This is a genomic window from Methylomonas sp. MK1 (genome assembly GCF_000365425.1).
In the GTDB taxonomy this organism is placed as follows: Bacteria; Pseudomonadota; Gammaproteobacteria; order Methylococcales; family Methylomonadaceae; genus Methylomonas.
This window is the reverse complement of record NZ_AQOV01000002.1, coordinates 541371-561513: the sequence shown is the minus strand read 5'-3', so window position 1 is coordinate 561513 and position 20143 is coordinate 541371. Positions and strand designations below refer to the sequence as shown.

General features: G+C 53.4%; 17 protein-coding genes. All 17 read right to left on the bottom strand.

The window, feature by feature from the left end:
• Window positions 1-8 precede the first annotated feature (8 nt).
• The 17 genes from G006_RS0119435 to nifE all read right to left on the bottom strand — a co-directional run bounded on the left by G006_RS0119435 (window position 9) and on the right by nifE (window position 19912).
• Window positions 9-2363, bottom strand: a complete 2355-nt coding sequence (locus tag G006_RS0119435) for a polysaccharide biosynthesis tyrosine autokinase (protein ID WP_020484896.1) — start codon at window positions 2361-2363, stop codon at window positions 9-11.
• 3 nt (window positions 2364-2366) lie between these two features.
• The gene (locus G006_RS0119430; RefSeq protein WP_020484895.1) at window positions 2367-3467 is read right to left on the bottom strand and encodes a polysaccharide biosynthesis/export family protein; all 1101 of its coding nucleotides are present in this window, start codon (window positions 3465-3467) and stop codon (window positions 2367-2369) included.
• A 12-nt stretch (window positions 3468-3479) separates the two neighbouring features.
• Window positions 3480-4901 (bottom strand): undecaprenyl-phosphate glucose phosphotransferase, encoded by a 1422-nt coding sequence (locus G006_RS0119425; RefSeq protein ID WP_020484894.1) that lies wholly within the window; start codon window positions 4899-4901, stop codon window positions 3480-3482.
• Window positions 4902-5519: 618 nt separating this feature from the next.
• Window positions 5520-6140: a PEP-CTERM sorting domain-containing protein gene (locus tag G006_RS0119420; protein WP_160167684.1), complete on the bottom strand. Its 621-nt coding sequence runs from the start codon at window positions 6138-6140 to the stop codon at window positions 5520-5522.
• 79 nt (window positions 6141-6219) lie between these two features.
• A complete protein-coding gene (locus tag G006_RS0119415) occupies window positions 6220-9720 on the bottom strand; it encodes a dockerin type I repeat-containing protein (RefSeq protein ID WP_033194290.1) in 3501 nt (1166 codons plus the stop codon).
• 692 nt (window positions 9721-10412) lie between these two features.
• Window positions 10413-11687 (bottom strand): (Fe-S)-binding protein, encoded by a 1275-nt coding sequence (locus G006_RS0119410; protein WP_020484891.1) that lies wholly within the window; start codon window positions 11685-11687, stop codon window positions 10413-10415.
• A 1-nt stretch (window position 11688) separates the two neighbouring features.
• Window positions 11689-12141, bottom strand: a complete 453-nt coding sequence (locus G006_RS0119405; protein WP_020484890.1) for a hypothetical protein — start codon at window positions 12139-12141, stop codon at window positions 11689-11691.
• Between the two features lie 3 nt (window positions 12142-12144).
• On the bottom strand, window positions 12145-13107 hold the full coding sequence (locus tag G006_RS0119400) for a DUF364 domain-containing protein (RefSeq protein ID WP_020484889.1): 963 nt from the start codon (window positions 13105-13107) through the stop codon (window positions 12145-12147).
• A gap of 9 nt (window positions 13108-13116) precedes the next feature.
• Entirely contained in the window at window positions 13117-13497 is a 381-nt protein-coding gene (locus tag G006_RS0119395) for a hypothetical protein (RefSeq protein WP_020484888.1), read from the bottom strand.
• Window positions 13494-14000 carry a hypothetical protein gene (locus G006_RS0119390; RefSeq protein WP_020484887.1) on the bottom strand — a complete coding sequence of 169 codons (507 nt, stop codon included), beginning with the start codon at window positions 13998-14000 and terminating at the stop codon, window positions 13494-13496. Before G006_RS0119390 ends, G006_RS0119395 begins: the two co-directional genes overlap by 4 nt.
• A 3-nt stretch (window positions 14001-14003) precedes the next feature.
• A complete protein-coding gene (locus G006_RS0119385) occupies window positions 14004-14327 on the bottom strand; it encodes a (2Fe-2S) ferredoxin domain-containing protein (RefSeq protein WP_020484886.1) in 324 nt (107 codons plus the stop codon).
• An 823-nt stretch (window positions 14328-15150) separates the two neighbouring features.
• Window positions 15151-15468, bottom strand: a complete 318-nt coding sequence (gene fdxB, locus G006_RS0119380; RefSeq protein WP_020484885.1) for a ferredoxin III, nif-specific — start codon at window positions 15466-15468, stop codon at window positions 15151-15153.
• Between the two features lie 9 nt (window positions 15469-15477).
• Window positions 15478-15693, bottom strand: coding sequence for a CCE_0567 family metalloprotein (locus G006_RS0119375; RefSeq protein ID WP_020484884.1), 216 nt, complete (start codon window positions 15691-15693; stop codon window positions 15478-15480).
• An 8-nt stretch (window positions 15694-15701) separates the two neighbouring features.
• Complete coding sequence (locus G006_RS0119370; RefSeq protein WP_020484883.1) at window positions 15702-16175, bottom strand: NifX-associated nitrogen fixation protein; 474 nt, start codon at window positions 16173-16175, stop codon at window positions 15702-15704.
• Window positions 16176-16594: 419 nt separating this feature from the next.
• Window positions 16595-17026 carry a nitrogen fixation protein NifX gene (gene nifX, locus G006_RS0119365; protein ID WP_026602059.1) on the bottom strand — a complete coding sequence of 144 codons (432 nt, stop codon included), beginning with the start codon at window positions 17024-17026 and terminating at the stop codon, window positions 16595-16597.
• A 44-nt stretch (window positions 17027-17070) separates the two neighbouring features.
• A complete protein-coding gene (nifN, locus tag G006_RS0119360; RefSeq protein ID WP_020484881.1) occupies window positions 17071-18468 on the bottom strand; it encodes a nitrogenase iron-molybdenum cofactor biosynthesis protein NifN in 1398 nt (465 codons plus the stop codon).
• Between the two features lies 1 nt (window position 18469).
• On the bottom strand, window positions 18470-19912 hold the full coding sequence (nifE, locus tag G006_RS0119355; RefSeq protein ID WP_020484880.1) for a nitrogenase iron-molybdenum cofactor biosynthesis protein NifE: 1443 nt from the start codon (window positions 19910-19912) through the stop codon (window positions 18470-18472).
• Window positions 19913-20143 lie beyond the last annotated feature (231 nt).

The following is a 20143-nucleotide window of genomic DNA, read 5'->3' as shown; positions in this document are numbered from 1 at the left end:
GGCGTTATTTAAACCCGCTCGTCGGACTCGGCAGGAACCGGCAACAGCTCCCTGTCCAACTGTTTACCCAGCCAATCGCCCACCGCATGATATTTATCGCTCCAGCTGGATTCGTCCTTCGGTTCCTGATCGGCGCGTTGATAGGCATAGCCGTAATACGGATAGTAAGACGAGCCTTCTTTCATATCGTTGATGATGAAGCCGTTGGGTTTGATACCAACCTGTTGGAAGCGGCGGGCGCTGACTTCCAGTTCCTGCGCGGTGTAGCGGCCTTCTTTCACCACCAGGAACGTGGCGTCGGCGTGTTTGCCTAAAATCGCTGCATCAGTGGCACCCAGAATTGGCGGGGAATCGATCACGATATGGTTATAAAAGCTTTTCAGCTGTTCCAGGGTTTCCGACAATTCGCCCAGCACCAGCAGTTCGGCGGGGTTTAACACCATATTGCCGCGCGGAATCAAATCGATACCCACACCCGGCAAGCTGACGATCACTTCGCCCAGCGTGGCCCGACCGGCCAACAAATCGGACAAGCCCGGTTGCTTGCCTATCGAAAAGGTATCGTGCAAACGGCCATTGCGCATATCTGCGTCAATCACCAACACCCGTTTTTTGATACTGGCCAGCAAGGCCGCCAAGTTAGCGCTGACAAAGGATTTACCCATGCCCGGCGCCGGACTGCTAACCATGATCACCTTGCTTTCGTGTTGGGCTAACGTGGCTTCAAGCGTCGTGCGCAGGCCGCGCAATGACTCGACGGAAATATCCAGCGGATCTTGACTGACCAAAATACCGTTGTCTTTATCCTTACCCAGCAAGCGTCCCAGTTTATGCTGCTTTTTGCTGTGCGGAATCGCGGCAAACAATGGCAAGCCGACTTGATATTCCAGTAAGGCCGGATAGTTATCGTGGCGTTGCAAGGAATGTCTGAGGAAAATCAAAGCCGAGCCCAGGCTCAAGCCAAACAGACCGGCAATCGCCAACAACAAGCCCGGTTTGGGCCAATAAGGTTTTTCCGGCGTGACCGCAAAATCCACAATCCGCGAGTTACCCAAGGAACCGGCGGCAGCGATACGTTGTTCCTGGGCGCTGTTCAGCAAGGAGGTATACAGCTCGGTATTTACCTGCACGTCACGCGACAAACTCACCATGTTTTGCTGGGTTTTCGGCAAATCCTTGATGCGCTTTTCCAAAGCCGCTAATTTGTTATTCACGCGTTTGATCTGCGCGTTGGTAGAGATCATGTCCGGATGCTCGGATTCCAAGCGCTGGCTTTGTTCGTCGTATTTTTGTTTGAGTTGAATGCCCAGGGTTTCCATATCCGAAGCCTGTTTCAACAAGATCTCGGCTTCCGCGGAAATATCCACCGCGCCATGTTGCTGGCGATACGCGCTCAAACCTTGCTCGGCTTTTTCCAGACGTTCCTTGACGATGGGCAACTGGCTTTCCAGAAAGCCCAGTTTTTGCGAGGCTTCCGCCGACTCCCAATTCACCGTGGCATTCACGTAAATTGCCGCAATATCGTTCACCGATTTGGCCAGTTGCTCCGGGTCGCGGCCTTTCAATTCCACGCTCAGAATATCGGTGTCCTTGGACACTTCTTTGACCGCAAAGGCTTTTTGCAGCGTTTCAATGGCCGACAGCGCGGTGCGACGGGTTAATTCAAAATGCGTACCTGGATGCGCTTCCAGGGTTTCGACTTTAATGGTCACCGGAGTTTTCTCGCCGATTTCGGCACTCAATACTTCGCCAACTTGGCCCGCCAACAATTCGTCGCCGCGTGGATCGATTAATTGGAAACGACCGGCTTCCAGCGCGATCAAGGTAAATTCCTTTTCAAGATAGCGATCCGGCACGCTGAACGCGGCGATTTTCAATTTCTCGCCACCCCAGGCCCAGCGGCTGAAGCCCCACCAGGCATCCGCTATACCGTCATGGGCATCGTGCCGGCGCGCCAGCGTTTCGCCGATCAACGGAAAAAAGTAAGGCTCGGTTTCTATGGTCAAATTCAGGTTATCCACGACTTTGCCCAACACCGAACGCGAGCGCAAAATCTCCACTTCCCGCTGTGCGCGCGGGCTTTCCGCTTCCGCAGGCGCTTGGTTGTTTTCGCTGCGTAACGTCGCGGACAGCAAGGCCTTGTTTTTATCGATCCGCAACAAGGCATCGGCCTTGTAGGTGCGCGGCGCCAGCACCAGATAAACCGTGGTGACCAGCAACACCGAACACAGCGCGATAAATATGGTTTTACGGCCTTCGATCAGCAAATCGACGTAGTCGCGAATACTGACGCTAGGCTCTGTCATCCGCGACTGACTGAGCGGCTGCAATACCGGCGTGGCTTCGTTTTGTGAGTAAATCATTTGTTACATCCCCATCATCGCGGCTTGCGACATGATTGCGGTAAACGAGCCAGGTAAAATCTGGTTCAGCACCCGCGACCATTGCGTGACACCGGCGGTACCGATGAACAGCGTGTCGTGGGCTTGCAGCGGAAATTGGTCGGCCAGAATCATCGCGTCGGGCGATTCGGCATCCAGTTGAAATATCTCGGGATGCATGTCGCCGGCGCGAATGACATAAATATCGCCAGGCCGCGAGGTATTGAAATCAACCCCGGACGCTTCGGCCAAAGCTTGCGACAGACTCATGCGGCCCTTGTTGATCTGAATGGCTTGCTGGCGATTGGCCTCGCCCATCACAAACACCTTGCTGTCTTTTTGATCGCCGACATTCAGCACGTCGCCGTCTTTCAACAGCAGGTTCTGGGTGGTCAGACCTTTTTCGTACATGGACTGCACATCCAGCTTGTAAAGTTTGCCGTCGCGGGCCAGCGCCACATTGGCAAAATCCGAGTCTTTGGTCGAGCCGCCTGCGCGGGTGATGGCTTCCGCTACGGTTAAAGGCGTTTCGTTCATGGTTTGCACACCGGGACGCACGACTTCGCCCACCACCGCTACTCGGTGGGCCTGGAAGGACAGCACGCGAATGTCGAGCTTGACCTTTTTGAAATATTTGGACAGTTCGCGGGTCAAGTCGGCGCGGGCTTCGCTGACGGTTTTACCAGCCACATGAATGCTGCCGACATAGGGGTAATACAGGTCGCCGTTCTCATCCACGACTTTACCGGCCAGTTCCGGCATGATTTTCTCGCCGCCGGGATCGTTCAGTTCCGGATGCTCCCAGACCGTAATCTGCAATCTATCTTGCGGACCAATGCGGTAGCTGGTTTTGTTGGGGTCTACAGGTGGCAGGCTATTAATGGCCTGCTGACGGTTATTCTCCCGCTCGATGATCAAATCGGCGGTAATCGGCACGATGCGGACTTTTTCCTTAACCAATTGCCCGTCTTTTTTCATCGGCATCTCGATTTCGGTCAGACCGTTATCGATATTCATATCCATGCCCGGCGCCAGGAAACAACCGGGCAAGGTTAAAATCAGCATGATGGGAATCAATCTAAACATGTAAGCGTTTCCTTAGTAGGCGTTTTTATTGATAAAGCCGGTCAGCACGGTGCGGAAGGCGATCTCCAGATCAAACCACAGCGACCAATGCTGGATGTAATACAAATCATGTTCGATACGGCGGTTCAAATCGGTGTCGCCGCGCCAGCCGTTGACTTGCGCCCAACCGGTGATGCCGGCTTTCACCATGTGTTTTTTCATGTAGTTGGGGACTTGATCCTTAAACACTTCGACAAAGTCAGGACGCTCAGGGCGTGGACCTACCAGAGACATATCGCCACGCAACACATTAATCAATTGCGGCAGTTCGTCCAGGCTGGTTTTGCGTAAGAAAGCGCCAAATGGCGTCGCGCGATTCTCGCCGGGCTTGGCCCAAACCGCGCCGGTTTTAGCCTCGGCATCGACCGGCATCGAGCGAAACTTCAACATGGTGAACGAACGATTATTCCAACCCACCCGCTCCTGACGATAAAACACCGGACCGCGTGAACTCAGCTTCACACCCAGCGCCAGAAATAACATCAAGGGGCTGATCAGCAATAACAGGATCAAAGCCAGTAGACGATCTTCAATCTCTTTGATGTAGCGATTGATGCCGTGCAGCGGCGACACGGAGAAATCCAGCGTGGGAATACCCGCCACGGTGTTCAAACTGAGGAATTTACTTTGTTTGAAGGCAAAACAATCGATCACCAAGCGAATACTGACCGGCAGATGACGCAGTTGATATTGGGCACGTTCGGTCAACGATTCGCCTTGATAGGCCACCCACACTTCGTCAATAGATTGACTGGAAATAATGCTGGGCAAATCGTCCAGTGTACCCAGTCTTGGTAAGACGTAATCGCTGATTGCCTGACGTTCTTCCGAACGATCATCGACATAACCGATCACTTGCAGGCCAGCCCAGGACGAATGATTCAACTGCCGCGCCACCGCCACCGCCATTTGATTCAAACCCACCATCACAATGCGGCCCTGCGACCAGCCGCGAGCCCGCAAGAAAAGTAAAACTTGCGACAGCACCCCGCGTGCCACCAGCACGAAGACCAAGCCCAGCACGCCCCAGGAAGCAATCCAGCGATAACTGGAACCGAACCAAAAATGCAGTCTGATTAAGGCGACGATAGACACCACCGCCACCAAAGCAGAGATCCAGCCTCTGACGATACGAGCAATCTCGCCGCGCATCGCGTCGTTACGCCATGGCCGATACACCTGCCCAATTTCAAAGAAGATGATGGCGCCGAGTATGCCCAGCGCGATGACGATCCGGTAATCCTGATCCACAACATATTCGCGCAACCAGAAATAGTGAGTCACCCAAGCGGCAGCAAACAACATGGCAACGTCAATGACGCGCAGCAACAGAATGACCGTGTGACCGTACTGTTTAAAAAGCCCGTTGAAAATATTTCCCAAACCGAGTGGCATGATGGCTTAACCCCTATATCGTCTTTATCCAATGACTAAGGGTCACCGTCCCTGGAAACCCAACCTGATGCGAACGGGTTAATAATCCCTGTTCGCTTGGGTTTGTAGATTACACAGGCAAGATGAGAGAAAGCCTGAGGGTTTAATTAAGAATGTATTAGGAACGGCTTAACTTTGGATGAAGGAGTTTTCTGAAGATAGTGTTGTCAGATTCCGGAATGGGGTTGCATCTGATTGTTGGCATTTTTCCAGACTCACGGCCCGGAAAGTCACTATTTTTGCCAGGGGATTTTTTCGGACATCCCGCTAAAAAATTGGCACAAACTACACGACAGCTTATGCCTTCGGCGTAGCGATTCGTCCGCGTCACCTCGTTCCGACCCAACACGGGGTCGAAACATAGGCTCTTGTTGACTTGACGCGGGGAGTCCCGATGCCGTGCAGATTTTCGTAGCTAATCGAAGAAAACCTGTCCTGAGCGGTTATCGAGTACTAAAACCTTCTCGCTCGGTTTCCAGGATTTTCAGCGGTAGCGGGTGATATACCTTTTTACTTATCCTGGAGCGCTTGTGGAACGAGGTAATCGACGATAGGCACTTATTGCCCGCAAGCCATTTCTCAGCGGCTTGCCTTGCCCTTTCGCCGGGCCGATACGGCGAACGCCATCGTCACCAGCCCAACGCCAATCAGCGCCAGCAACGACGGTTCGGGAATATTGCCGTTTGCGCTTACGCTTATACTTGTGTCGGTAACCGGTGGCAGAAAATTGACTAATCCTGGGTCTTCCGGAATAAGTCCTTCTGTGAAAAAGAAATTCAGATCGTCGGCCAAGAGGCCAAGAATCCCGGTCCCGATACCGACTGCCTTGAGGTCTATCGTGCCGAGCAGGATGCCATTTCCGAAAATGCCGGGTCCGGAGAACAAATCGCCGTTCGACGCACCGCGAATCCCATCGCTATCACTGAATGGGGCCAGATTTAACGGGTCGTCGGCGAACTGAGCTCCCGGGGTAAACCCTATAAAATCAAATACCCCGCCCGGACTCAAAGACAGGTCGAAACCGAATCCGATGATAGCTTCCGTTGCATCAATATCCGCCGAAATTGCCACCTGTACGGTATCGCCAAGTAATGCCGTCGTACTGGAGGGCGTCAAATTAATGAAGGCCGCACTTGCGGTTTGCAAAAATGTGCATCCGCTTAGAAAAAGAATTCCGCAAAGAGTTGATTTTTTTGACATGAAATACCCCATGGTTTGTTTATGCTCGTTCGATCAACAAAATGAAGCGGCCACGACGCCGGCCGCTCCGTACATTGCGTTATAGTTTGGATTTCTTAATCAAATCGCGAAGTATGCGCAGATCGTTCACCGTAACCCGTCCGTCGCCATCCAGGTCCGCGTCCGGATTGTACTTCGGATCCCCGACTACGCTGCCCAGACTTTGCTGGAACAACGCCACGTCGGCCTGATCCAGTTTACCGTCGAGGTTGATATCGCCCGGCATTTTGGCTACGTAACCTTCAAACTCGCTGGCCTTATATGCCGAAGTCGCGGCCACATCGGTGGCTACCAGATTGGTGTTGGTCCCGTACATCAACAGGCTCTTCACGAAATAAGGCCCGTCTCTACCATTCTTGCCGATTCGGGTGCCGTCGAAGACAAAATCAATTTGGCTGTTGCCGGCATTCAAGGACGCCCTTCTCGTATAGAAACCGATCTCCGTACCGCGCGAATCGACCAGTCGAGCACTCCATTCGTAAGTACCGCTGTTTATCAGTTTGACGGCGACGCCGACATGAAGTTGATTAAACAAGCCGTTTCCATCCGTATCAACACCGTTGTCGTTCGAAGCACCAGTCAGGGTAATCGCCGATACATTTCGAGTCGGATCGAAGTCGGTATATTGGTATCCTTTGGTTTCTTCCGGCAGCGCCAGCCGGTCGATGACTTCCTGACTCGACGGGTCGCGAAGCGAAACCTCTATGCGGTAAGGTCCGTCGATACGCTGCCCGTAAATATCCGGACCTGCAAAGTTGAGCGTCACTTGCCTGACGCCGGGCGTTACCGTGATCAACTGTTCGCTAAACACGGTGTTGGTCCCGGCAGCATTACCGAGCGTACCGGTCAGCAGGAAGGTACCACCACGGGAGAACGACGCGCCAAAGGAGACGGAGAGGGTGTCGTAAAGCCCGTTACCATTGCTGTCGACACCTTGATCGGACTGAGCCCCAACCGGCTCGATCACCGAGGCGAAGTCCTTGGCCGGATAGGCCGCCGTGACGAAGTCGAAGTCGGAAACGGTATGACTGTTGCTGTCGATCAGCGACACAACGCCTTCATAGGGACCGTCCTGCCCGGAGCGCTTGAGCGGCAACCCGGGGATAGTCAAGGATATAGTCTGTTGGCCTGCCACGATGGAGACCTCGGCATTGGCGTTGACCAAAGTTGTACCGTTTTTGATCAATGCACCTAGCAAACGATAGTTGCCGGCCGCGCGACCACTCACGTCAATATCGGCGCGAATCCCTTCCAACTTGCCGTCGTTGTTTTGATCAATACCTTGATCGCTGACTGCGGTAATAGCGGTCAGTATCTCGCCGAAGGAACGGTGATCATAAGCCGGGGTTTGCAGGGAAGTATTGATGTTGTTACCTCTCAACACCAGATCGTAAGGGCCGTCTTGCCCGGACTGGTAAATCAGTTCCCCGGAAAAGACAATAGTGACCTTGCGGCTACCGGTGGCGCTCGCTTCAAAGGTAACGCGACTAGATAACTGAGATTCGTAAGCCGGCCGGTTTGCCACCACATTGCGGTTTTTTTCCAGCCGTCCAACTATGGTGTAGGTACCCGCGGTCAATACCTCCACGTCAATATCGGTGGCAAGGCCTTCATATACGCCGTCGCCATTGCTATCCAGCGTTCGGAAACTTGCCGTACCCGGAAGTTGCAGCTCAGTGCTCACCATGGCCATGACCACCGGTGCTAACAGCCTCGGAGCGGGAGCAGCCGGCAGCGTATATTCGTAGTCGCCCCAACCGTCATAGTGGCTGCTGAAAAGGTCGTAGACCCTGGCTCCTTCCGACGTAACAAAATACTCTCTCCCCCCGGCATCGTTTGCGGTTGCGCCGGTTAGGTTGAATGCGATGAATTGAGTTTTGTTGCCGTAGACTCCATCAAACGTGGCGTCGTAGTAATCCGGAAAAAACCATCCGCGCTTGACGAGGCTGTGGCTCGAAAAAAAGTAGCGATCAAACGCTCCGCCACCGAGCGGTTTGGCGCTACCGCGAAATGCCGGGTCAAGCGAAGGTGAACCGCTAGTTATGAAGTGATTGTCGCCCGGCGCCGTTACCGGTGGCACAGCTGACAATCCACTCACACCAAGGGTAGCAGTCATATGGGTCAATACATCGCTAAAAACATAGCAGTCGGAGTAGTTGCACGTAATTGGATCCACAAGCAGCTCTTCCCACATACATTTGGGAATAACAGGGATAGGCACACCAAAGGCGTTGATGCATCCATACCGGCTGGCAATTGCTCCGGGCACAAAATTGCAGTATCCATATCGCCAATTCGCGCCGCCAAAGCTATATAAGCCGTCCAGCACACCCTTGATGATGGCATCGTCGCCGGATTGCCCCGAAGCCCAATCGGTAGCTTTTTCGTACCAAGTTAATCGGGGCGGGTCAACAGTAGCTAAAGGTGACCCCTTGGTTACAAACAATTTACGGCTTGCTGTGAGAGTCTGCGTGCCATTGATGGTGTAGGTGAAATCTACCGTATAACTTCCAACCTTGTCCGGCATTTTGACAGTAACGTCTCCCTCGAAACCGTTCCAGGTAGTAGTGCCGCCAGGCCCTCCACCGCTGGTGGTCCATTCTGCTTTGATTTCCGGCGGATCGATGCTGTTTTCGGGGCAGGTTTTGAGTTTTGCCCGGAGCTTCGATTCTCCGCTGAACCAGCCAAACAGTCCTGAAGTCGCGGGCCCGGAAAAGGGGTACTCGTTAATCGGCCCTATGCGGGTACTCACATTGCAGGCCGCATCGAAATCCTGCTGGTAAATCGTGTCGATCGTCGCAGAGCCGGCATTCTGCCTTATTTTGTTGCCGTCAATAACCTTGAGCTCCAACGCCAGTTTAGGCCGCACCGGTATGACCAAGGCAACCCAGTCGATAGCGGCGCACCAACGACCGCTACTCAAAGTGTCAACATTGATTTGAACTTTGTTGATTACCGGAACCACGTTGCCGCCACTGGCGGGACGGGAAGGAAACTTTATTTTACGAATATCTACGCTGAAGCTGTTCAGCTTCCAAATGTTGTTGTCGCCAGTTAAAAAACCCAGGCTTTGTCCGTTGAACAACGCTTCATCTCGTTCCGGCGGCGGCGTTCCATTAACATCAATGTCGTAAGCAGGCATGATAATGTCGACAGTGGCGGGAATAATACCGGCCGAAACCAGCGGCGCCGGATTGACCAGATAACCGTTGGCATCGACATCACCCACAAACTTGTCTATGACCACACTGATTACCAGCGGGTGACCGGGGTCGTTATTGAAGGTGCAACCGGTATCCAACCCTGCACCGCCATCCGTAAAAAAGACGTCTTGCGTAGGCGGATCGAAAGGCGAAGTTCTTGGCCCCAGGGCGCTACGGAATAATATTCTAGGAGCTTGCGGCGCTGTCGCCCTGTCGTCGCCATCTTGCTGGGCCGCGCGCGCCACCGGAACCAACAGCAGCAACGCGCTAAATATGAGTAACGGCAAAACTGATCTGTCTATAGCGTACAACCAGCAAAGATGTCGACGGATTTTCATAATCCCTCCATTTGTGTTGAAAGTTATTGATGCATTCGTGCCTTGATTACGTAAACTTTAAAACTACTGCGAAACCTTAATTTTGGGATAAGCGCTTGTCCGCGCTGCGGTTGAGCCGCAGATAAACAACATTCAGGCGAGCGCCGGGAAGATCAACAGCTTTAGGCATATAACCAAGTGTCCGCTACGCTCTAACATTGCCGCTAGGGTGATAGGTTTGTCAGCCGACAATAGACAGTCTCCGGGCAACCGTACGCTTGATTTCGCCTTACTGGGCTGAATACGCGGCCATTCTCGATTGACTGTGGGGCTAACACTTACGACCCCAAAACGAACATGTCGGCCGAGGTTAACAGCAAAAAACGATTCTCGCTTTGCGACGGACTTGATTAATTTTTTGCAATCTTTATCACAAAATTCTCTGTAAATCTACTGAACTTTTTAATCAACTTTTATCGACTGGCGATATTTGTAAAAATCACTTGAAGGTGATCTTTTGTATACAACGGCGGCAAGTCTGAAAATGCTGAACGTTCTCGTGGTTTAACCGCCGGTCTCACGCGAGTTTGTTATCTTCAGGAAGAAGAGTTTGTGGTGGCTGAAATGACGCGAGCTCGAATATCGAACTCAAAAAAATAGCCCAAATCAATGCGCCCGGCCGAATCACTCCGGGCTTTAAGACAATCGCAGAACTACACCCTATCGGCCAACAAGCGAATCGGATGCACCAGCTTTCGCGCGGTTTCGGCGCGATCGGCATTGAGGTAAAACGCGCAGCTAAAATTACTGCTCACTACCACATCGGCCCCTGAGCCTTCGATGGCTTGGCGCTTGGCGTTGCGCAGTGGCTGGGCATTTTCGGGATGACTAAGCATGTAGCTGCCGCCGGCACCACAGCAGAGTTGATTGTCCGGCAAGGCTTCGATATTCAAACCGGGGATTTTCCGCAGCAGCTCGTGAACGGCGCGGCCGTTTTTCAACACATTGCGCTGGCTGCAAGGCTCGTGTACCGCGACATTTAAATTGGAGGCAGCGGGCTCTAGGTTATCCGGCCAATGCGCCAACAAAAATTCGTTGATGTCCTGCAAGCGTTTGCCAAACCACCCGGCGGTTTCGCTATCGTCACCTTGATATTCAGTCAGCATGGCGCCGCAACCGCTGGCGACATAGATCACCGCGTCCACTTCCAGCTCGTAGAACGCTTCGATATTTTTATCTTTCAAGGCTTGCGCGGAGCAGCCGTTGTGCTGATGAATCGCTCCGCAACAGCCTTGACCTTCCGGCACCACGACTTCGTAGCCTATGGTATTGAGTAATTTGATGGCGGCGCGCTGGGTGGCGCGGTCGAAATGTTCGGCCAGACAACCGGTAAACAAAGCCACTCGCCCGCGCTGCCGCTGGCGTCTGCCGACCGGATAAATCCCTGCCAAGCTGCCTAAGGCCGGCTCGTTCAGCAAGCTTTCGGCGGTGGCCAATTTTAATTTGCGCAGCAAGCCACTGGCTCTCAGCGGTTTTCGCAAACCCGAACGCAAATACAAAGACATTAGGGGCAAGAGCATACGCCGCCGACGTTTATGTTCTATTAGGTACATCGCCAGCTTGGCTAGCCAGGACTGCGAAGCGGTTTGCTGGAGTTTCGCTCTGGCCTGATCGAACAAGGCGCCGTAACTCATCCGGCTGGGACAGGCGGTTTCGCAAGCTCGGCATTGCAGACAATTATCCAAATGGGCGCGCTCTTCAGCGCTGATCGGTGCCTCCTCCACCAAGACTTTGCTGATCGTACGGATGCGCTGCCGGGGCGTTTCGGCGTCGATTTCGAACAAACGAAAGGTCGGGCAGCTGCTGACACACATACCGCAGCGCATGCATTCGCTGGCTTCGGGGATATACGGACCGTTGGGCGCAGGCGATTCCGAGCCGTTATCGCCCGTGAATTCACCAATGCCAAAATCCATAATATCGAACATATTAGCCCTCCATCATTTTGGTGTAAGCCCGACGCAACAACTCCATTTCGGCGGGCGGACGCCCTCGAAGTTCCGGTAGTGTGCGCATCTGGCAGCCTAAGGTCTGCATCAAGCGATGCGGCGGGTCCAATAGTTTGAACCTAGCCATGTAGACGGTGACGACGCCTCTCGGGGTATCGACGTATTCCTTATAACCGGCTTCGGCATACAGTAAATCGTTATCGAACCCCAGCAGACGATTGATGGCGCTGATCAGCGTTGCCGGATGCACGGTGATTTTTCCTTCAGTTACCGTCGCATCCTCATCGAAGGCGACAGACAGCGGCGGCAAGGACTGCGGAAAGCACACGCTGCCGCCGGCCTGCTGAGCGAACAGGGTCAGGGCGCTAATATCGCCTTTGTACATCAATAACAATCGGTGACTATGAAACGCCTCCGGTACTGCGTTATTCATTGCTTATCCAGGCGCACAACTATCCCACAACGATTTAAAGCTGCTATCCAAGCGCGACAGCCGGCTGTTAATTTGGTCCAACAACGAGTAATGCGGGAAACGCGCCTTATTGCCGTCGCGATACCATTGTTCCATCGCTTCAGTGAGTTGGGTTCTTTCGTTGAAACAGTCGGCGATTTGTTGTTTCAGCCAACTGATACTGCTTTGTGGCGCCAATTCCGCGACGCGATAGCGCAAACCGTTATTAAAAATCCGCACACCGCCGCCCTGGGCTGCGGTGTGGTACAAGGCTTCCTGATCGACAATTTCCACGCCAGCCAGATAATCGATGCCAAACTCGTGCAACTGCGGCAGCCACGGTACGGTGGGTCCCATCAATACGGTTTTGGCGTGACTGGACAACTCTACCAAACGCGGAAAGGTTTTATTCGGAATGCTGCTGGCAGTCAGGAACACCCAATCGGCTTGCGGCAATAAAAACTCGCACGCGGAATCCGGCAGATCGGCTGCCGACGGCTGCCGCTCCAGAATGGTTAAATTCATCTTGTCCTGATAGCGTTCGATACCCGGATAGCGGCCGATCACCACCACGTTTTTGGCCTGCAATTGCGGCAAAAAATGCTCGAACACCGCCAGATTAGCGTGCTCATCGTGACTGTCCAGCACCACCGATTCCGGTAAAGGTCGGGCGTTAATACAGCTATTAATCGCTGCCATCGCCACGGTGGCCTTGTAAGGTTCCCATTCGGTAATCCAAGCAGCCAAATCCGTCACCGGTTTACCAACCAAAGTACCGGACCACGGCAAGGTGCGCGTGCTTTGACCCGGACTCATCGCCAAGCCGGCGGTAGCCCTGCCCTGGGATTGGCACACAGTCCAGACTAAACCAATCATCAGGTTGTCCACCACGGCATCGCTGCTGCAATAATCCAACAGCAATTCGTACAAACGTTTTGGATTAGCCATTGCCCCCCCTTATTGCGGGATGTCTAGCAATTTTGCTTCGGTTTTAATGTTGTCTTGCTGCCCCCAGGCATTGATCGCTTCGACAAACCACTGCTTTTTGGTCGGGTGCGGCTGCACAACGTCATATTCGGCATAAAAACTGCCGTCGCCATGAAATTTGATCTGGCCGATACGCTGCTTACCAGCGCTGTACCAGTAACCCACTAGATCTTGGGTTTGGGTAAACGGATCGGTCACCAAGCTGAATTCGGCACTGTCAAATTTCGGCAGACTGAGTTCGGTTTGTACCGGAAAACCCAGCTTGACGATATTTTCAGTGATGCGTTGGCAGACTTTCTCCCCAAAAACCCGTCTTGCCGCCACATGTTCTGCGACCTGCTCGGCACTCATGCGGCATCCTCCATCACGGCGTCGGCCAAATCCATAATCACCGACGCCCCGGAACGATCTTCAGGATCGAGCGCGCGCATCAGCACCAGAATCGATTGGGCTTCCGCGTCCAATTGCCGCCTCAACTTGATAAAGGCCAGGGCTTTTAGGCTATACAAGTAGAACAAAGCGATGTCGCTGACATACATATCCCACTGCTCCAACTCGCGCCCCAATTGCCGGTAGTCGGCAGGAAATCCCCCCTGTCGAGCAGCTTCATTCAGCGCCGCCATCACTTCACACTCGGCTTCCAGCAACCGGCCTTGGTAAAAATAAAACTTATACAAGGCAAAATAGGTTTGCAGACAAGTACCATCCAAGGCTTGCGCCTGTCTGAAATACTTTTCCGCCAAGGGCTTGTCGGCATGACTGGCGGCCACCGCCATCTGCAACAGCTTATTCACCTCTTCCGGCACATCCGGACTGAATAAAACCCGTTCTTCAAAAAAGCCGAGCTGACTCATGGTTTACCAAACCTCGGCTGGCGCGACCAAGGCGGCGACCGGCTCCCCACCCAACAAATGCTGATCGATGATGGTTTTGACGTCATCTTTGGTAACTTTGCCGTACATGACGCCTTCGGGATAGACCAGCACGCTGGGTCCGAGCATGCAAGGCCCCATGCAACCGGTGTTGGTTAGACCAATTTTCTCGAACAGATTCCGCGCTTGAATTTGGTTCATGAACTCGTTCATCACCTCGGCACAGCCGCTGGCGGTACAGGAGCCGCGCGGATGGCCTTGCGGACGAGCTTGAGTACAGACGAATACGTGTTTATCGGGACGAGGCATGATAGCTTTCCTTTTTAAAATGAAAAATTGGTGTCGCTATCGCGACGGATATTTGCATGTCGGTTCTCGGACCGACAGCCGAGATACTTTCTTTTGCTCCGCCAAAAGAAAGTATCCAAAGAAAAGGCGGCCCGGATGCCGCTTACCCCCTGCGCTCCTCGCTTTTGAGCGGGGTCGCAGGGCTTCCTGCCCCTACGGCAACGCGCCGCATCCTTGCGGCGCCCCTACGGGCTGCTCACTCGGTACATCCATGTACCTCGCCCTTCGGGTGCTGCGCATGCAAATCGGCTATCCTGCCGATTTGTCCGTTCAAAAGCTCCGGTGCTCGGCGCAGCATACGGGAGACAAGCGTTCTACTCTCAATGCACGTACATTTACATCCAGCACCAGAAAACTAAAAAGGGCTTTTACAAAACATTGTGAAGCTACCTCAACTTGCGGCAGCCCGATCTGGAATTTATTAGGGCAACCTAGTAATTACGGGACAAGCCTCATCCCCTATGCCGCGCCGAGCACCGTAGCGTTTATCGAGATTAGCCCGAAGGGGTGCGGCAGGGATGCCGCACGTCGGCGGAGGGGCTGGGAAGCCCCTTCTGCCGACCCTCGATAAACGCTGCGGCGCGCAGGATCTGAGCAGTATCGGGGTGGCCTTTTCTTTGGATACTTTCTTTTGGCCAAGCAAAAGAAAGTATCTCGGCCGTCGGGCCGAGACCCGACTTCTAAAAAGCCGTCGCAACAGCGACACATTACCCCTCACCGCGTGGGCACAGAAAACCGTGCCCACCCTACGCAACTAAATAAGCGATCGCGCTAGCGACACAAACTAAGCCGCCGCCTTATGCTCATGCGTAAAACAATCCTTAGGACAAACCTTGGAGCACGCCTCACAACCAATACAATCAGCCGCGTTCTTCAAGCTCATTACCATGGTGTTATCGTCATCGTCCTCAAAGTCGCCGTAGTCGTCACCGAAATCTTCGGCCGACAACGCTTCGTCTTTTTCGATTAAATCGAACACATCACGCGGACAGACCTTAAAGCACCGACCGCAGCCAATACAGGTACGCTGATTGATATCGGTAACGTACGATGGTGTCCAGACTGTGCCACCGTAGGTAACGCCGGTTACAAATTCGCTCATGATCGTCTCCTAGGCCGTTTCTTTGCTGGCAGCCAAAAACTTCTTGTTGGCATCGTCCCAGGCTTTGCAGGCGTCATAAGTCGCCTGCGCGATGCCCATCAATTCGCCATAGGCATCCGGCAGCCTGTCTTCGATCAAATCATGCAACACGGATGCCGCCTCGCTAGCAATACGTTTGGCTTTCTTGACGTCTTTTTCCAATACTTTCAGTTCTTCGTCGCTCATAAATCACCTCAAGCTTCGGCTACTTCTCTATACGTTGCGATCAAACCCAGCGCTTTTTCGATCGTTGCATCGGTTTTTGCCGCCAAATCTTCCAGACTAGGAAAACCGAAACGATGCACATCACGCAATACTTTATCCACCACGATCAATTTACCGACCAGCACCAAAGCCCGGCCAAAACCTTCGTGGGTGATGTTGATTACCGGCACCGCCATCAAGCCGCCTTTCTTCTCGATCAACGACGCGATGGAGTTGTAATAGGCTTTGACGCGCGCCAAGGTAATTTCGTCTGGATCGCCGATGATCGGAATCTCACGCTTGCGTTCTTTGGTCATCACTAGCGGATCGATAATCTTTTCTTCCGACCAGCCTTCATATGTATCGTAGGTATCGAGTGCACGTAATTGTTTAACCATCTCGACGACGATTTCCGAGTTCATGAACGGGTCGCCTGCTTCGACGACTAATGCGGGTTGGGCCATGGTGGTTCTCCTTTGGTTTTTTGTTTGGTTAGGTTTGTGGCCTAACTGAAAAGTATTCATTGAGTGTCGCTAACGCGACGACAGTTTTAATGTCGGTTCTCGCACCGACAGGCGAGATACTTTTCTTTGCTTGTCCAAAGAAAAGTATCCAAAAGAAAAGACACCCGGATGCCGCTTATTCCCTGCGCTCCTAGCTTTTGAACGGGGTTGCCGAAAGGGGCTTCCTGCCCCTGCGGCGCCCCTACCGGGCTGCTCACTCGGTACATCCCTGTACCTCGCCCTTCGGGTGCTTCGCATGCAAATCGGCTATCCTGCCGATTTGTCCGTTCAAAAGCTCCGGTGCTCGGCGCGGCATGCGGGGCAAAACCATTCCGACGCGCCAAGGCTTTTAACTATTTACGAGCTACCCCCAACCCAATCTATTCATCCCAGCCTTCCTCTTCCATCGCATTAAAGCGCTCAGGACTCGGTCCCTTGTGTTGGTTGATGGCTTTGGCCAGCCAACTGGATGGGCCGGCTTTCATTTCGGCCTGTAAATCCGCTATCAGATCCTTGATAGTGCTGCCTTCGTGAACTTTGATCGGCTGAATGCCTTGCGCGACGATTTGTTTCACTGCCGAGGCACCAATAGCCAGGCAATAAACGGCCGCACAGCCTTCCAGCAACTGAATCTTTACAGACAACTTGTCTTCGTTACCATCCTGCGCGAGTTCGCCAAATTGCGCGGCTTCCATGAATTCTGACTGTTCCGGATCGACCGCGTAGACAGCAAACGATTTGGCTGAACCAAAATGCTGGTCCACGTGCGCCATGTCGGTAGTGGCAAAAGCGACTTTAATAGCGGTTTCCATGGAAATCCTCTGTTCGTTTGTATGCAAAACGTGAATGCGGCGGGCTAATGACATGACGGCGAGCAGGCTTGACGTTCGGATTCGGGTTTTTGCGCATAGGGCGAGTAGTACGGCTCGATCTCTTCGTGAGCAAAATTAATCACCAGATTGGCTAAATCGAACAAGGTTTGCCGAGTGCCCCGGTAGCCAATCCAAGTTTTTTGATAGCCGCCAATGATGTCGTAGAGTGGAAAGCCGATGCGCAGAATGGGGATACCTAGCCGTTCAGCGCTGGCGACTGCATGCGAGTTGCCGATCAGCAATTGCGCTTTGCGCTCTTTCGCCATCACTTCCAAGTCTTCCAGGTCGCCGATCTTGATGCTGTCCACTGGTGCGGTCGCCAGCACCGGGGTATTGCCGGCGCAGATTGCGGTAACCACCTCCGCGCCCATGCCTTGCACCAAATGAATCAAGGCATTGAGCTGATCTGGATCAGCAGCGATAGCCACCCGCAGTTGACCGAGCATGAAATGGGTATCCAGCATCGCATCCTGCAATTGCGCACGTTGCCGTTCAATCTTTTGCGGCACCGGCATTTCGCTGATGTCAGCTAGCGTAGTGATCAAGGCGTCGTTAGCCTGCAGGCCATAAAGATGATCAAAATAGAAACTGGGGACGCCGGTTTTTTCCTGCAACAGCTCACCGGACTTGCGTAAGGACGCGCCGATTATCAAGCTGGCTTTAGCTTCACCCAAAGTCGCCAACTCCGACACTGGCGTGCCGCCGATGGTGACCGGCGAAAAATCGTCGTCGGTCAGGCTGCCATCCAGCGAGTCGGACAAGTCCGGCACCAGCACGGGGCGTAAATTGAACTGTTCGATCAAATCGCGCAAAGCCTCCAGGTCGCCCGGCGTCAACATAGGACTGACCAGACAATTGATCTGGCGCTGGCGATTGCCCGGCTTGGTCCCGGCACTTTCCGCGTCCGGCACCAAGGCCTTGACGATTTCGTAAATCGTCGCTGCATAACCGGTTTCCACGCAGCCGGTAAAATCCGGGGTATTGACTGCCACCACAGCTACATGGGCATATTCCGGATAACGCTCACGAAATTCGCGGACGTTGCGATGTACGTCGCAGCCTTGAGTTTCTGCCAAACCGGTAGTCAAAACCGCGATCAAGGCTGGGTTGGATTTTTCGGCGATGGCTTTGATGCCTTCGATGACGTTCTCGTCCGCACCCAACACCGAACTAGCTTGATCCATCGCGGTGGTTTGCAACGGAATAGGTTCGCGAAAGTGCCTGACAAAAAACACCTTGGCAAACGCGGTGCAACCTTGTGAACCGTGCAGCATCGGGATCGCCCGATCAAAGCCCAAGCAAGCCAAGGAACCACCGGTAGGCTGACTAGCCTTTAGGGGATTGACCGACAGGGCCTTGTTGCGTTTGACGATTTCGGCCATGTTATGCTGCCTGAGCCGATAAAGGCTCTGCTTGAATCTCTGCGGCAGCCGACTTTTTCAGGCCGCCAGTGCGCCAAGGCGGTGTGGCCCGCACGGCTTCCCAAACCGGGCTTTCCAAGGTCAAGGCCAATTGTCTGACCAGCTCCAGCATGCCTTGATAGCCTTCGTAGCCGAACTCGCGCTCTTGGTTGATGTCCAGGAACGGGATGCGCGCTTTCAACGCTGTGTACATATTCCGGCCGCCGGCGATCAGAATATCGGCTTTGTAATCTGCAACGACTTTTAACAAGGCTTTCGGGCTACCGTCTTCGATCATCAGGGTGTCTTCGCCCATCAGTTCGCGAATCCGCGCTTTGTCTTCCTCGGTGGATTTCTTGGTGCCGGTGGCCACCACGACCATGCCTAAATCTTGCAGCGCCGAGATCACCGACCAGCTTTTCACGCCGCCGGTAAACAGCAACACGCGTTTGCCTTTTAGGCGTTCTCTCCAGGGCGCCAAGGCTTCGCGGATGCGGTTTTCTTCCCTGGCGATGATGGCTTCGGTGCGCTCGATTAAATCAGGATCGTTTATCACCCTGGCGAAGTCGCGCAAGGCTTGGCTAGTATCGGTAATGCCGTAAAAACTGCCTTCGAACCAGGGTGTGCCATAGCTTTGTTGTAGCTTACGGGCTACGTTGACCATGGCTTTGGAACACACCATCATGTTGACTTCGGCTTTGTGCATGGTTTGCACTTCGCGGAAACGGGCATCGCCGGACAGGGTACACAATACGCGCAGACCCATTTCATCTAGCAGCGGCAACACATGCCAGAACTCGCCGGCGATGTTGTATTCGCCGACCAGATTGACGTCGTGCACCTTGATGCCTGGCCGTTCGGTACCAGGCGGTAATGGGTCGGGGTCACGGGTACCGATTACATGGTTGACCATCGCGTCGCCGGCGATGCGGTTACCCAGGTTTTTGGTGCCGTAGAAGCCGGCGCAATCGATAGGCACAACCGGCACGCCCCAGCGTTCGGCGGCGGATTTGCAGGTAGCATTAATATCGTCGCCCACCAAAGCCGGCACGCACGTGTTATAGATAAACACGGCCGGCGGGTTATAGGTCTCGATGGCTTGTTTGATGGCGTGGAACAGGCGTTTTTCGCTACGCCCCATTACCACGTCTTGCTCAGTCAGATCGGTGGTCATACCGATACGGTATAATTCTGAGCCGGAAGAACGGGTGCCGCGGTTGTCCCAAGAACTTCCGGCACAGGCGATAGGGCCGTGAACAATGTGCGCGACGTCAGCGATCGGTAATAGTGCAATCTGTGCACCATCGAAAGCACATCCGCCAGCCGCCGAGCCGGGTTTGGGTTTGGCGCAGCCGGACTTTTCCTTCTTGTTATGCTCGCAAGCCGGTTCGTCCAGCAGTTCCGCAATGTCTTTGGTCGATTTCATGGCATGACACCTCGCTTTTTGTTAATAACAAAGCAACCGGTGTGCCATTTGATAAGACACTGATTTTTATCTGGTTTTATTGAATTTAAATTGTAGCAAACACGACAAACCGGAGCTTACGGAGGAATGATGACTACAATCAGCACGGAGAGGACGACCAATATCGCCAATTGCTGTTGTTATTAGCTTGCTGGTCGTTCGGTTAACTTGCCATAATCGACCGATCATCTA